Origin of the sequence: Bacillus sp. BP-3, assembly GCF_028401955.1 — a bacterium.
Classification (GTDB): domain Bacteria; phylum Bacillota; class Bacilli; order Bacillales; family Bacillaceae_G; genus Bacillus_A.
In genome coordinates, this window is the sequence record NZ_JAQOTJ010000022.1 from 1 (window position 1) to 13,843 (window position 13,843).

The window sequence follows — 13,843 nt, forward strand, 5'->3', positions numbered from 1 at the left end:
CTTCTCAGAATGACAGTTCACTGTTGAACTGTAAGTTCGACAGCGCCTAAGCTTTTCACTTAGGAACGTGTCGCACCTCCCCAAGGATCAATAATAAGAGAATGTCCTGCAAAAACATTATTAGAATCACTCCCAGCACGATTGCAAGCCACAACATAACATTGATTTTCAATCGCCCTTGCTTGAAGCAATACTCGCCAATGCGCTAAACGAACAAGCGGCCACTCCGCTACAACAAATAACACGGTTGCCCCATGCGCAGTATGAACGCGCACCCACTCTGGAAAACGAATATCATAGCAAATTGTTCCTGCACATGGTATACCCTCCAATAGAAAATGCCCCGTTTCATTTCCAGCAATCAAATATTTATGCTCATCCATCAGCTGAAATAAGTGCACTTTACTATATTCGGCCACAATGTTTCCGGTTCGATCACTAATATACATCGTATTTGTAACACCATTCTCTGTCTGCTTTGCGATCGAACCCCCAACAATATTTATACCATTTTGCTTACTCCACTTTGCTAATAACCATTTCGTATAATTGCCATCTTGATCAGCAATATCAGGAAGACGCTCTAAATCATAACCTGTTGCCCATAACTCTGGTAATACAATAACATCTGGATTTTCCTTCATCGCTTCGTTTATTTTTGTTTCAGCATGTTCTATATTTTTTGCAACATCACCAAAACTGATATTCATTTGTACACAAGCAATTTTCATTACGCTCTTCCTTCTTCCTTTTTATTTTTTTCTTTACAAAAAGTTGGAAAGATTATATCATTTGTCACTATAATTGCAACAACTTTCAAAAGAGGTGGAAAGTATGAAATATTTTCAACATTCTGAGATATTAACATCATTACCAACACAATTTTTTGCTTCTCTTGTCGCCAAAGTAAATAGAGTAATGCAGGCTGGTCATGATGTTATTAACTTAGGACAAGGAAATCCAGATCAACCAACACCAGCACACATCGTATCAGCATTACAACGTGCAGCAGAACACCCGATTCATCATAAATATCCTCCATTTCGAGGACATGAAAGTTTAAAAGAGGCTGTCGCTACATTTTATGAGCGTGAATACGGTGTACAATTAAACCCGAAAACAGAAGTAGCTATTCTATTTGGCGGGAAAGCTGGCTTAGTTGAATTACCACTTTGTTTTACGAATCCAAATGATACAATCCTTGTTCCTGATCCAGGTTATCCAGACTATTTATCAGGGATATCCTTAGCAAAGGCAAAGATTGCTACAATGCCACTACTAGCAGAAAATAAATTTTTACCTGATTATACAAAGATTAATATACAAACTGCCGATGCAGCAAAATTAATGTTTTTAAACTATCCAAACAATCCAACCGGAGCCGTTGCAACAACAAAATTCTTTGAGGAAACTGTATCGTTTGCAAACAAACATGACATTTTAGTCTGCCATGATTTCGCGTATGGCGCCATCGGTTTTGATACTAAAAAGCCGATGAGTTTCTTACAAATCGATGGGGCAAAAAATATTGGTATTGAAATTTATACGTTATCAAAAACATATAATATGGCAGGATGGCGCATCGCGTTTGCCGTTGGGAATGAAAGTGTTATTGAAACGATTAACTTATTACAAGATCATATGTATGTTAGTATTTTTGGTGCTGTACAAGAAGCTGCTCGCGAAGCATTATTAAGCCCGCAAACTTGTGTCGATGAACTCGTAGAGTGCTATGAATCTCGAAAAAATGCTTTTATTACTGCTTGTCGTTCTATCGGCTGGAATGTCACTTCACCGAAAGGTTCTTTCTTTGCCTGGCTCCCCGTTCCAGATGGGTATACGTCAGAGGAATTTGCTGATGTACTATTAAAACAAGCGCACGTTGCTGTCGCCCCAGGCATCGGCTTCGGAAAACACGGGGAAGGTTATATTCGCGTCGGTTTATTACATTCAGAGGAGCGCCTTCAAGAAGCAGTTCATAGAATTGCTAAATTAAAAATTTTCAAAAAATCATTGACAACGTAAAAATTCTCTGTCAAAATTCAGTTATTGAAATTTCTAAACATTTCCAAATACTTCTTATCAAGAGCTGGTGGAGGGACGAGCCCGATGAAACCCGGCAACCGATCTACTTTATGTAGGCACGGTGCTAATTCTCGCAGCGTTACGCTGACAGATAAGGAGCTGGTTGTAAAAAAACCTCTCCTTAGCTGAGAGGTTTTTTTTATTCAACTAGGAGGTTATGAAAATGAGCGGAATAACAGCAACTTACTTCATTCACGATGATTCTCATAATTTAATCAAAAAAGCAGAGCAAATTGCTCTCGGTTTAACAGTTGGTTCGTGGACACACTTACCCCATTTGCTACAAGAACAATTAAAACAACATAAAGGTTCAGTCGTTAGCGTAGAAAAATTAGAAGATGATGAAAAAACAAACATATATCTTGATAAAAAAGTAGCACGTGGACTGATTAAAATTCACTATCCAGCTGCTAACTTCACAACCGACTTACCAGCCATTTTTACAACTGTTTTCGGGAAATTATCCTTGGACGGAGAAATTAAATTAATTGATTTAACATTTTCTGATGAAATCAAAAGGAGCTTCCCTGGTCCTAAATTTGGCATCGATGAAATACGAAACAATTTAAATGTTCACAATCGACCTCTTCTCATGAGTATTTTCAAAGGAATGATCGGCCGGAATATCGGTTATTTAAAAACACAGCTTCGCGATCAAGCAAGCGGCGGTGTTGACATTGTAAAAGATGATGAAATTTTATTTGATAATCCGTTAACACCACTGTCAGAACGGATTCACGCCGGAAAAGAAGTATTACAATCTGTTTATGAAACATATGGTCATAAAACGTTATATGCTGTTAATCTTTCAGGACGGACTTATGATTTAAAAGAAAAGGCAAAACAAGCCGTTGCTGCTGGAGCTGATCTATTACTTTTCAACGTATTTGCATATGGACTTGATGTGTTGCAAGCTTTAGCGGAAGACAATGATATTTCTATCCCAATTATGGCACATCCAGCAGTAAGCGGAACTTACATAGCATCTAAATTATACGGATTTTCTCCATCTTTATTACTTGGCAAGCTTCTTCGCTATGCTGGTGCAGATCTCTCATTGTTTCCATCACCATATGGAAATGTCGCTTTACAACAAGAAGAAGCACTTTATTTAGCTAAAGCACTTACAGATGAAAACGAACCCTTTAAGCGTAGCTTTCCTGTTCCATCTGCTGGCATTCATCCAGGACTTGTTCCACTTCTCATTCGTGACTTCGGTGAGCAATGTGTCATTAATGCTGGCGGCGGTATTCACGGCCACCCATCCGGCGCACAGGGGGGCGGAAAAGCATTTCGAGCTGCTATCGATGCAGCATTAACAAACACGCCGCTTCATAAGAGTGATGACTCTTATTTACAAGCTGCCTTGCGCCTATGGGGCAATCCAGCTAAAGAGGTAAAACCATGAGAATTCAAATTTTTTGTGATTTCGATGGCACAATTACAAATAACGATAATATTGTTTCCATTATGCAACAATTTGCTCCACCAGAGGCCGAAACTATTAAACAACAAATTTTATCGCAAGAACTTTCTATTCAAGAAGGTGTAGGAAAACTTTTTTCTCTATTACCTTCAAGTTTACAGGCTAAAATTACAACTTTTATAAAAGAAACCGCAGGCATTCGTACTGGCTTTACAGAATTTGTACATTATTTACAAAAAAATAATATCTCACTTTATATCATATCAGGGGGAATGGACTTTTTTGTTTATCCTCTTCTCGAAGGACTTGTTGATTTTGACAACATTTACTGTAATACAACTGATTTTTCCAATGACACAATTCAAGTAAATTGGCCGCATTCGTGCGATGAACATTGTGAAAATAAATGTGGTCTCTGTAAATCAACGCTTATTCGTAATTTAAGCTCACAAAGCGATTTTAAAATTGTAATTGGTGATTCTATTACAGATTTTCAAGCAGCAAAACTTGCTGACAAAGTATTTGCTCGTGACTTTTTGATTACTAAATGTATAGAACACCATATTCCTTATATACCATTTGAAACATTTCATAATATACAAAACGAAGTAGAAAAATTGTTAGGGGTGATAAAGTGAGGCAGCTCCTTCGTCAGTGGCAAGAACTGAGTGAACTGAAAAAAGAATTAACTGACCGAAATTGGTTTCCAGCAACAAGCGGTAACATTTCAATAAAAGTGAGTGATAATCCTCTTACCTTTCTCGTTACAGCAAGTGGAAGAGATAAAACAAAAACAACACCGGATGACTTTTTGTTAGTTGATCAACACGGCAATCCTGTTTTAGAAACTAATTTACGCCCTTCTGCCGAAACACTGCTGCACACTCACATTTATAACCTGACAAATGCTGCATGTGTCTTACACATTCATACGACTGATAATAATGTCATTACGAACGTATACGATCAAGAAGTTGTACTCTGCAATCAAGAAATTATTAAAGCGCTCAACATTTGGGAAGAAGGAGCTTCTATTCGAATTCCAATTATCGAAAATTATGCACATATTCCAACTTTAGGTGAGCAATTCCGTAAGCATATTCATGAAGATGCAGGTGCTGTTTTAATTCGTAATCACGGTATTACCGTTTGGGGAAAAGATGGGTTTGATACAAAAAAAAGATTAGAAGCATACGAGTTTCTATTCCAGTTCCACATTAAACTTTTATCAATTAAAGGAGGTGTTCAACATGGTGCAAATACGTATTCATGAAATGAACACACGTATTGAAAATACAATAGAAGTGCAGCAGTTCTTACAAAATGAAGGTGTTTTATATGAAAAATGGGATATTACAAAACTTCCTGGTCATTTACTAGAAAACTACGCATTAACTGATGAAAATAAAAATGAAATTTTAGAAGTGTTTGCGCCAGAAGTTACTGAGATTTCTAAGCGCCGCGGCTATCAAGCGAGCGATGTTATTTCACTTTCTAGTGCAACACCTAATCTAGATGAATTGTTAGTAAACTTTAAACAAGAACACCACCATACTGATGATGAAGTCCGATTTATCGTTAGCGGACATGGCATTTTTACCATCCAAGGAAAAAATGATCGGTTCTTTGACGTTGAACTTGAACCAGGAGATTTAATTTCGGTTCCTGAAAACACGAGACATTATTTTTCCCTTCAAAACGATCGTCAAATTGTGGCAATTCGTATTTTTGTAACAACTGAAGGCTGGGTTCCTATTTATCCCACTATTCGTGGACAGTAAGACCCCCACTGATGGAAGTTTCACTTTATTAAGGTAGCATGTTGAATAAAGAGAATTGGTTTCCCCTTTTCCTTTCCTTTATTCACTCTACATATATACATCCTCCTTTGGACAGGTTTATCTCCTTTTATGAGATAAACCTTCTTTTTTGTTGAATATTTTTTACAAATTTATGAACATTTTATGAATTTTTTCTGAATATTCTGTTTAAAATGTGTTATAATACAAATAATAGAAGAAAAGAACGAAATTGTAAAAAGGAGGAAGGGAATATATGGAGTTAATAATAGCAATTCTTTTTGGTGTCGTTTGTGGGTCTATACCTGCTGTTGTGGGGGCTATTATGGATGAGTTAGAAATTGGTATGATTGGTTTCGTCGCATCCACTGTAAGCGCTTTATTTTTTAGTTTATATGGTGCTGTTCCTGTTGGGTTACTGTTTGCATTATATATATTACGTCACGCTCGCACAAAACGATTTACTCGAAACAGAATGGCTGAAGTGATTCCCTTTCCAATTGAAAAAGTACGCCGAGCAACAAGTCTTTCATAAATAAAAAAGTCCTCATATGAGGACTTTTTTATTTATTCTCTTCTAAAAATTGAAATAGCTCTTGTAAATGAAGTGCATCGTCACCGTAGCTAACCGAAACATAAAATTTCCCGTCTACCTCGGCATTCATATATAAATCAATAAGATCACGCTCATATTTTAATGCTAAATAAAATTCCATCTCTTCTAGCATTTCTTTCGTTGTTCGAATAACATAACGACCTGTTGCATCTCTGCCATATTCAAATACTGGTTCAAAGTTATATTTCTTTTTAAACGCAGCTAGTTGTTTGTCATTAATAAAAGTCGTTTCTGAACACTGTACTGTACGAATAATATTATCGAACTTTTCTAAACTCATTCAATCACTCCTTTATGTACTGTTTATATAATGCTTGTGTTCCGCTATTTTCTTCACCATCTTGTATCAATTGCTCATATAATTCTCTCGTAAGAGTTAAGCCAGGTGCAGATAATCCAAGTTGCTCTGCTTCTGCTAAAGCAATGTTCATATCTTTCATAAAATGTTTCACGTAAAACCCTGGTTCAAAATCGCCTTGTAACATACGAGGTGCTAAATTACTTAATGACCAGCTGCCTGCTGCACCAGTAGAAATACTTTGTAACACTTTTTCTGGATCTAATCCTGCCTTTTTAGCATAAGCAAGTGCTTCACATACACCAAGCATATTAGATGCAATCGCAATTTGATTGCACATTTTTGTATGCTGACCACTGCCTGCTTTTCCTTGCAGCATAATATTCTTACCTAACAGTTCAAATAATGGCAGACATGCTTTATATGCTTCTTCGTCTCCACCAACCATGATTGCAAGACGCCCTTCTTTTGCTCCAATATCTCCGCCCGATACAGGAGCATCTAATACATAAATCCCTTTACTCTTTCCTTCTTCGTAAATACGTTTCGCCAAAGTATACTTCCTCTACATCATGCGGATACCCGACCATAGTCATCACGACATCTACTGTTCTTGCAATTTCCTTTGGAGAATCACACCACTGTGCACCTTCTTCAATTAAATCTGCAGTTTTTTCTTTTGTACGATTATATACATGCACCGTATAGCCTGCCTTTAGTAAATGACGCACCATACTTTTCCCCATAACACCGGTACCAACAAAACCAATAGAAGCTGGTGGTAATAACTGCTTCATTTTTTCATCTCCTCTTTTTCTAACAAATCACTCACAAGTTTGCGAAATTCAGTATTAAAATCATCATTAATTCCATTTTGCACATTTGAAAATACAGTGACAAATAGTTTTTTATCCCAATTAAAGTTATTAAATGTATTCCATCCTGAAAGTACACCATGATTGTGATAATAATCTGGATATATATATAAGCTAAATGCGTATTTTCTGTCTGCGGGTGGTGTTAACATTAATTTTAAACTTTCAGGTGAAATAAGCTTACTTGTCATAATTGCTTCGTCTAACTTTTTCATATCATTCACCGTTGTATACATCTCACCGCATCCATATAACCAATTCATGATTAATTTCGGAGCTAATACAAGTTCATTCTCTTTCTTTTTATATCCTTTTGAAAAATTCGCATCGCCTTCCGGTGTCTCTCCCATGCCAGACTCTGTCATTCCGGCTGGAATAAAGATATGCTCTTTAACGTATTGTGCTATAGATTGTCCCGTAATTTTTTCTACAATATAAGCTAGCAACATATAATTATAATCTGTATATAACCAGCCATGTCCCGGTTGAAAAGCAGTTGGTTGTTGTCCAAGCCACGTTACTAAATTAAGTCGGGATGCCGCATTAACTTTCCCTTTCCCGTGTTCAGGAAGTCCCGATGTATGCGTTAATAAATGATATAATGTAATATTTTTATTAGCAGGAAAAGACGGAATATACGTATGTACATTTTCCTGTATATTTAACTTCCCTTGTTCTTGTAACTGTAAAATTGATACAGAAACGGCCATTTTTGTAATAGAACCAATTCGATATTTTGTTTGTGGTGTATTTTCAATTTGTTTTTGTATATCCGCATAGCCATACCCTTTATTTAATATTGTACGACCTTGATAGGAAACAAGGACTGATCCATTAAATTGTTTATCTTTTAGATACTGATCCAGGTTTTGGGTAACAGCAGTATAATCAATTTCTTTCTCTTTTTCTTTTTCTTTTTCTTTCGTTGTATTAGCAGGGACAGCAGTTTTTATTGATTGCGCTTCTTTTTTAGCAGGTACTTTAAAAAAGAAATAGCTTCCTACTAATAAAACAGAAAGTAAAAAAATAATTGTACTCCATAACGTCTTCATTTCTAAAAATCCTCCATCGCAGCTTAAATATTTACTCCCCCCTCTTCACCATTATCCGTTAATAAAAAAAAATCGCAACAATTTGTTGCGAAAAAACATTACATTTTTTCTTTTCGATATAAGCAAACTTGATTTTTCCCCTTCTTCTTTGCTTCATATAATGCAACATCTGCTCGATGCATTAACATTTCTTTTGTAATTCCATTTTCAAATGCAGCGACACCAAAACTTGCGGTTATCTTTGAAATTCCAGAAAATTTTTTTGTTTCAATAAAAAAACGAAGCGATTCTGCGATTTGAAATGCTTCTTTTTCTGTTGTTTGAGACAGAAAAAGAACAAATTCTTCTCCGCCCCACCGCGCAAAAACATGATGCGGCTGTAATTTTGCTGTTACAAGTTCCGTCAATTGTATCAATGCTAAATCTCCAAAATCATGCCCATACGTGTCATTTACTTGTTTGAAGTTATCCAGATCAAATAAAACGAGAGCAAATGATTGGTTCATTCTTAAAGCAGTTTCCCAGCCTTCTGAAAATAGTCTTTGAAACTTCATCCTATTAAAAATATTTGTCAGAGAATCAGTTGTTGCTAAACGCTCTTGCTCTTTATATTCTTCTTCTAGCTCTGTAATATCTGTACATGTCGCGATGAATCTCGATACATCATTAGGTAGCGGAGCAATACGTAACAAGAATACTCTCCCTTCGCCTACCTCATTATACATTTTAATTTTTCTTGCGTGCGTTAAGCAATCATCAATCCACATTGTATTATTCTCCGCAATATAATACCCATTCTCTTGGGCAAAATATTCTGCAAATGTCATATGCTGCTCATGATATGACATAAGATCTTCATATCCGAAAAAGCGCAAAAAGTTCGTATTACAATCTATAATTTCATCATCTTCTAAAATAAGGAATAAATCATTCTGAAAATCAAATATCATTTGAAGTAACTCTTGCTGTAACATGACTTGTTTTACTAATGATAACTCATACACACTCTTTTGCACTTCAGCAAGTACAGATTGCGATGTAATTGGAGGTAATACAATATTTCGTATACCAAGTTTAATAAGGTCCACAAATTGAGATGTTACTTCTTCACTCCATACAATGATAAACGAAATATCTGTAGTGAAGAGTTCTTTTACAAAATCAACCTGAGAAGCTTGAGAGATGTATATAATAACAATTTGCGGTTGAACTTTTTCAAACAATATTTTTCCTTCCTTAAAACTATGTGCCAAAAACAAGCACTTTGGCTTTAACATCGCAATTGTCTGCTGCTCATTATGTCCTTCTTCAATATATAATACATTCATATCGAGATCATGTAATACGTTTTGAAAAACTGTATGTTCCAACAAAAAACGTAGAATGTGAACCATTAGGCCTTCACTCACTTCATTTATCCCATTCTTACACTCTACTACAGAGTTACTCTTAAGAACTTGAATTGTTCAACAAACCATCGTATAGCAGTTTCACATTATATAAAACCATTAAAGCACTGTATCATCTTTTTATTGTATGTCACCAATAAATAAGACGTCTGTGCGAATATCTTCTATTATCCATATCTTTTTTAAAGGACTTGACAATAGAAATGTATATATTATATCCTTTTACAGTACCAACTTACAAAATGTAAGTAAAGAACGTTTTTTTCATTCGAATTATTTATAATTAGAAACGAAGCTTGGAGGAACTATAATGACAAAGCAAGATTTCTTTACTGTTTTATACGAACGTACATCTAATCGTGCTTTCAACCCTGAAAAAGAAATTTCAAAAGAGGAACTAAATGATATTTTAAAAGCTGCTGGCCAAGCACCATCAGCATGGAATCTACAACATTGGAAATTCCTTGTATTCCAAGGAGAAGATGTACAACGTCGTTTACATCCAATCGCATATAATCAACAACAAATTCTCGATGCCTCTGCAGTTGTTGCCATATTAGGTGACCTAGAAGCATATAAAAGTGTTGATTCTGTATATGGCCCACTTGTAGAGCAAGGACTTATGCAAGGAGAAGCAAAAAATCGTTTAGCCCAAAATATTGAAAGTGCTTATCAACGTGAACAATACCCGCGTGATGCAGCGTTCTCAAACGCATCCTTAGCAGCAATGCAACTTATGCTTGCAGCAAAAGCAACTGGTTGGGATACATGTGCAATTGGAGGATTTAATCCACAATCATTAATGGAAGAGTTTAACGTTTCTTCTCGTTACATTCCAATTATGTTAATTACAATCGGTGAATCTACATTAGCAGGGCACCCAGCACCACGCATGAGCGTAGAACAAGTAACAGAATGGGCAAAATAAAAACCTCCATCAGTGGAGGTTTTTTTCATCCTTCACTAATGAAACTCTCACCAACTTTGGATATGACAGCCGCTATTATCCACCTATATAAATCCATTTTAATTTTTCGACATTTAAATCACGTCTATGCACGCCCAGATGCTCTCGTCCTCCTCTAAAAGAAAGGAATTTTTATGTCATTTTTTTAATTTGCACATATTTATCTGCTTCACTTTTCTCTAAATATTAAGAGCGGATTACTACCTAGGAATAGCAGAATATAATCTAAAGGTGCTTTTTTGTTACAATTGTGATACAATAGTAACAAATTGATAACAAGTGAGGGATTTTCGTTGAATTTATATGGAAGCTTTATCGCCATATTGTGCTACATAGTCACAGTACTACTTCTGTACTTCGTTGGGGATATGACAAATATTGCGATGTTACAGTTTTCAAAAGAAACAACGCTTCAATCAGAAATTAGTCAGCATACCTCTCGCTCCTTTGTACCATTACTATTAGCACTTCCTGTATATATCATTGTTTTATATAAAAGTAAAAAAATATAAAGACTGTCTTTATGAAAAAGAGGCAGTCTTTTTTCTATATATATCCGCTTTTTGTCCAAACTCTCATTTCCCTATTCTCATATGTTATAAGAGAAATAACAACATTCTACCTAAAGCATTTATTCCTTTCCTGAAGAACAGGAAAAAATCTTAAAAAATTCTTTACTACGTCCAAGCAAAGCATGTACCTAGAGCATATCTTATTAATGTGAAGGGGGTGAGAATTATGTTCGGATGTTTTGGATTTGATGACGGCCACAGATATGACCATCACAAAAAACACGATGATGGTCATAAAACTCCTTTATGCAACGTTCTAAAAAACCTTTCAATCGGTACTACAATTTCACTATTAACAATTAGAGATAACGGTTCTTTTAATAACGTTGTATTTGAAGGCTTCTCAAATGGCGCAGCACTTTTCTCAGGAGGCAATATTCCAGGTACAGGTTTATTACGTGTTTGCCCACATGACGTTGTAGCTATCGTTTTCTAATAAGAGTTAGTACTTTCCAGGAAAGCAATAGCTTTCCTGGCTTTATTTATTTTGGAGGCTGATTGACCCGAAAACAAATAAATTTATAAGTCTATTTTAATTTTTCGACATATAAGTCGCTGCTATGCAGAATACAATATTACCACTTCCACGCACGACCAGATGCTCTCGCCTTCTGCTCAAAAGAAAGAGGTTTTATATCATCTTTTCATCTTGTATTTATAGAGAATACAAAATCCACCAAAAATGAATTGTATAAAAAAACCTGGGACCGATTTCAAATCAATCCCAGGTTTTTTCATTAAATGCTTTTTACAAGTTCTACTACTTCTTCAGCAGTTGACATGTTTAAAGCTTTTTGTGCTAATTCTTCCATTTGCGCTTTTGAAAGCTTGCGAATTTGTGTTCTCGCTGGAAGAATAGATGTTGCACTCATACTAAACTCATCTAATCCTAATCCAACTAACAATGGAATTGCTAGAGCATCTCCTGCCATCTCACCGCACATACCAGCCCATTTTCCTTCTTTATGAGCTGCATCAATAACCATTTTTACAAGACGTAAAATCGATGGATTATATGGTTGATATAGATAAGATACGCGTTCATTCATACGATCCGCTGCCATTGTGTATTGAATTAAGTCATTCGTTCCAATAGAGAAGAAATCTACTTCTTTTGCAAATTGGTCAGCTAATACTGCAGAAGCAGGGATTTCAACCATCATACCTACTTCAATAGCGTCTGAAACAGCTACATTAGCTTGTACAAGTTTCTCTTTCTCTTCTAATAAAACTGCTTTTGCTTGACGGAATTCATCAAGAGTTGCAATCATCGGGAACATAATTTTTAAGTTGCCGTATACACTCGCACGAAGCAAAGCACGAAGTTGTGTACGGAAGATATCCTGTTCTTCTAAGCATAAGCGAATTGCACGGTAGCCTAAGAACGGGTTCATTTCTTTTGGTAAATGTAAGTATGGAAGCTCTTTATCGCCACCAATGTCAAGTGTACGAACGACAACTGGTTGACCTTCTCCTACACCTTCAAGAACAGATTTGTATGCTTCAAATTGTTCTTCTTCTGTTGGAAGATTATCACGGCCCATATATAAAAATTCTGTACGATATAAGCCAACACCTTCACCACCGTTATCAATAATACCTTTTACATCTTTCGGTGTACCGATGTTTGCTACAAGCTCAACATGGTGTTGATCTGCTGTAACTGTCGCTTCATTTTTTAATTTTGCCCACTCTGCTTTTTGTTCTTCAAATTTTGCTTTCTTTTCTTCATAAGCACGAAGAGTTTCTTCAGATGGGTTTACAATTACTTCTCCGTCTAAACCGTCAATAATTACGATATCGCCGTTTTGGATTTGTTCCATAACAACTTTTGTACCAACAACAGCTGGTATTTCCATAGAGCGAGCCATAATTGCAGAGTGAGATGTACGTCCACCAATATCAGTTGTAAAACCTTTTGCATATTTACGATTTAACTGAGCTGTATCAGATGGCGTTAAATCTTCTGCAATAATAATTACTTCTTCAGAAATTGTGCTAGGGTTTGAGAAGTTAATTCCAAGTAGATGTGCAATAACACGCTTTGTCACATCACGAATATCCGCTGCTCGTTCTTTCATATATTCATTATCCATGCTCTCAAACATACTAATGAACATTGATGCAACTTCATCCATCGCGAATTCAGCGTTTACTTTTTCGTTATTCACTTTATCTTTCACTGGATTTACTAGTTCTGGATCATTTAATACTAGTAAATGCGCTTCAAAGATAGCAGCTTTATCAGCACCAAGCTCAGCAAAAGCATGATTTTTAATTGCTTCTAATTCAGATTTTGATTTTTCAAGCGCAGCTTCTAAGCGTACGATTTCTGCAGCTTCATCCGAAATCGTTTTCTTTACAAGGTTAAATTCAGGATTTTCTAAACGGAACGCCTTTGCAATGGCAATACCACTTGATGCAGCAATCCCTTTAATGTTAAGAGTCATTATTCTCCTAATCCTTCGTTTTTCATAGTTTCTTCGATAGCTGCTACTGCTTGAGCTGCATCATCACCGTTTGCAGTAATTTTGATTTCTGCGCCTTGTTGAATACCTAAAGACATAACACCCATAATTGATTTTAAGTTTACAGTTTTTCCATTATACTCTAAGTTAATATCCGCACCAAATTTGCTTGCAGTGTTTACAAGTAAAGTTGCTGGACGAGCATGAATTCCAGAGTCGCTAGTTACTTTAAAGATTTTTTCCATAATGATCTATCTCCTTTAAACTACAGTATAT

At 35.9% G+C, this 13,843-nt stretch carries 14 protein-coding genes, 2 pseudogenes and 1 riboswitch; of the genes and pseudogenes, 9 read left to right on the forward strand and 7 right to left on the reverse strand.

Annotation, left to right across the window (positions count from 1 at the left end):
- Positions 1–59: 59 nt before the first annotated feature.
- Positions 60–820: pseudogene (locus tag PLX19_RS22670) on the reverse strand (carbon-nitrogen family hydrolase).
- Between the two features lie 14 nt (positions 821–834).
- Here PLX19_RS22670 and PLX19_RS22675 point away from each other — a divergent pair.
- The 6 genes from PLX19_RS22675 (at position 835) to PLX19_RS22700 (ending at position 5,845) form a co-directional block, all read left to right on the forward strand.
- Positions 835–2,025, forward strand: a complete 1,191-nt coding sequence (locus PLX19_RS22675; protein ID WP_272191115.1) for a pyridoxal phosphate-dependent aminotransferase — start codon at positions 835–837, stop codon at positions 2,023–2,025.
- A gap of 51 nt (positions 2,026–2,076) precedes the next feature.
- A riboswitch (SAM riboswitch) is annotated at positions 2,077–2,183 on the forward strand.
- Positions 2,184–2,248: 65 nt separating this feature from the next.
- Complete coding sequence (gene mtnW, locus PLX19_RS22680) at positions 2,249–3,493, forward strand: 2,3-diketo-5-methylthiopentyl-1-phosphate enolase (RefSeq protein WP_272191117.1); 1,245 nt, start codon at positions 2,249–2,251, stop codon at positions 3,491–3,493.
- On the forward strand, positions 3,490–4,149 hold the full coding sequence (locus PLX19_RS22685) for a 2-hydroxy-3-keto-5-methylthiopentenyl-1-phosphate phosphatase (RefSeq protein WP_272191118.1): 660 nt from the start codon (positions 3,490–3,492) through the stop codon (positions 4,147–4,149). Before mtnW ends, PLX19_RS22685 begins: the two co-directional genes overlap by 4 nt.
- Positions 4,146–4,784 carry a methylthioribulose 1-phosphate dehydratase gene (locus tag PLX19_RS22690; RefSeq protein WP_272191119.1) on the forward strand — a complete coding sequence of 213 codons (639 nt, stop codon included), beginning with the start codon at positions 4,146–4,148 and terminating at the stop codon, positions 4,782–4,784. Before PLX19_RS22685 ends, PLX19_RS22690 begins: the two co-directional genes overlap by 4 nt.
- A complete protein-coding gene (locus PLX19_RS22695; protein ID WP_272191120.1) occupies positions 4,762–5,292 on the forward strand; it encodes a 1,2-dihydroxy-3-keto-5-methylthiopentene dioxygenase in 531 nt (176 codons plus the stop codon). The genes PLX19_RS22690 and PLX19_RS22695 overlap by 23 nt, the downstream gene beginning before the upstream one ends.
- 274 nt (positions 5,293–5,566) lie before the next feature.
- Complete coding sequence (locus PLX19_RS22700; RefSeq protein WP_272191121.1) at positions 5,567–5,845, forward strand: hypothetical protein; 279 nt, start codon at positions 5,567–5,569, stop codon at positions 5,843–5,845.
- 28 nt (positions 5,846–5,873) lie between these two features.
- Here the strand turns inward: PLX19_RS22700 and PLX19_RS22705 are convergent, their stop codons facing one another.
- From PLX19_RS22705 to PLX19_RS22720, 4 genes and pseudogenes are all read right to left on the reverse strand, one after another.
- A complete protein-coding gene (locus tag PLX19_RS22705; protein ID WP_272191122.1) occupies positions 5,874–6,206 on the reverse strand; it encodes a DUF3909 family protein in 333 nt (110 codons plus the stop codon).
- Between the two features lie 4 nt (positions 6,207–6,210).
- Positions 6,211–7,021, reverse strand: a pseudogene (locus tag PLX19_RS22710) (NAD(P)-dependent oxidoreductase).
- The gene (locus tag PLX19_RS22715; RefSeq protein WP_272191123.1) at positions 7,018–8,151 is read right to left on the reverse strand and encodes a serine hydrolase domain-containing protein; all 1,134 of its coding nucleotides are present in this window, start codon (positions 8,149–8,151) and stop codon (positions 7,018–7,020) included. The pseudogene PLX19_RS22710 and the gene PLX19_RS22715 overlap by 4 nt, the downstream one beginning before the upstream one ends.
- 98 nt (positions 8,152–8,249) lie before the next feature.
- Entirely contained in the window at positions 8,250–9,545 is a 1,296-nt protein-coding gene (locus tag PLX19_RS22720; protein WP_272191179.1) for a sensor domain-containing diguanylate cyclase, read from the reverse strand.
- Between the two features lie 325 nt (positions 9,546–9,870).
- Here PLX19_RS22720 and PLX19_RS22725 point away from each other — a divergent pair, with 325 nt between their 5' ends.
- From PLX19_RS22725 to PLX19_RS22735, 3 genes are all read left to right on the forward strand, one after another.
- Positions 9,871–10,488 carry a nitroreductase family protein gene (locus PLX19_RS22725; protein WP_272191124.1) on the forward strand — a complete coding sequence of 206 codons (618 nt, stop codon included), beginning with the start codon at positions 9,871–9,873 and terminating at the stop codon, positions 10,486–10,488.
- A gap of 332 nt (positions 10,489–10,820) precedes the next feature.
- Entirely contained in the window at positions 10,821–11,039 is a 219-nt protein-coding gene (locus PLX19_RS22730; RefSeq protein ID WP_272191125.1) for a hypothetical protein, read from the forward strand.
- Positions 11,040–11,265: 226 nt separating this feature from the next.
- Positions 11,266–11,535, forward strand: coding sequence for a DUF3915 family protein (locus tag PLX19_RS22735; protein WP_272191126.1), 270 nt, complete (start codon positions 11,266–11,268; stop codon positions 11,533–11,535).
- Between the two features lie 301 nt (positions 11,536–11,836).
- Here PLX19_RS22735 and ptsP read toward each other — a convergent pair whose 3' ends face one another.
- On the reverse strand, positions 11,837–13,549 hold the full coding sequence (gene ptsP, locus PLX19_RS22740) for a phosphoenolpyruvate--protein phosphotransferase (protein WP_272191127.1): 1,713 nt from the start codon (positions 13,547–13,549) through the stop codon (positions 11,837–11,839).
- Positions 13,549–13,812, reverse strand: a complete 264-nt coding sequence (gene ptsH / locus PLX19_RS22745; RefSeq protein ID WP_020059386.1) for a phosphocarrier protein HPr — start codon at positions 13,810–13,812, stop codon at positions 13,549–13,551. The genes ptsP and ptsH overlap by 1 nt, the downstream gene beginning before the upstream one ends.
- Between the last annotated feature and the right edge of the window lie 31 nt (positions 13,813–13,843).

Excerpts from the sequence above, each read along its gene's own strand:
- PLX19_RS22675 (WP_272191115.1), top strand. The coding sequence starts at position 835 with ATGAAATATTTTCAACATTCTGAGATATTAACATCATTACCAACACAA.
- mtnW (WP_272191117.1), top strand. The coding sequence starts at position 2,249 with ATGAGCGGAATAACAGCAACTTACTTCATTCACGATGATTCTCATAAT.
- PLX19_RS22685 (WP_272191118.1), top strand. The coding sequence starts at position 3,490 with ATGAGAATTCAAATTTTTTGTGATTTCGATGGCACAATTACAAATAAC.
- PLX19_RS22695 (WP_272191120.1), top strand. The coding sequence starts at position 4,762 with ATGGTGCAAATACGTATTCATGAAATGAACACACGTATTGAAAATACA.
- PLX19_RS22700 (WP_272191121.1), top strand. The coding sequence starts at position 5,567 with ATGGAGTTAATAATAGCAATTCTTTTTGGTGTCGTTTGTGGGTCTATA.
- PLX19_RS22705 (WP_272191122.1), bottom strand. The coding sequence starts at position 6,206 with ATGAGTTTAGAAAAGTTCGATAATATTATTCGTACAGTACAGTGTTCA.
- PLX19_RS22715 (WP_272191123.1), bottom strand. The coding sequence starts at position 8,151 with ATGAAGACGTTATGGAGTACAATTATTTTTTTACTTTCTGTTTTATTA.
- PLX19_RS22720 (WP_272191179.1), bottom strand. The coding sequence starts at position 9,545 with ATGGTTCACATTCTACGTTTTTTGTTGGAACATACAGTTTTTCAAAAC.
- PLX19_RS22725 (WP_272191124.1), top strand. The coding sequence starts at position 9,871 with ATGACAAAGCAAGATTTCTTTACTGTTTTATACGAACGTACATCTAAT.
- PLX19_RS22735 (WP_272191126.1), top strand. The coding sequence starts at position 11,266 with ATGTTCGGATGTTTTGGATTTGATGACGGCCACAGATATGACCATCAC.
- ptsP (WP_272191127.1), bottom strand. The coding sequence starts at position 13,549 with ATGACTCTTAACATTAAAGGGATTGCTGCATCAAGTGGTATTGCCATT.
- ptsH (WP_020059386.1), bottom strand. The coding sequence starts at position 13,812 with ATGGAAAAAATCTTTAAAGTAACTAGCGACTCTGGAATTCATGCTCGT.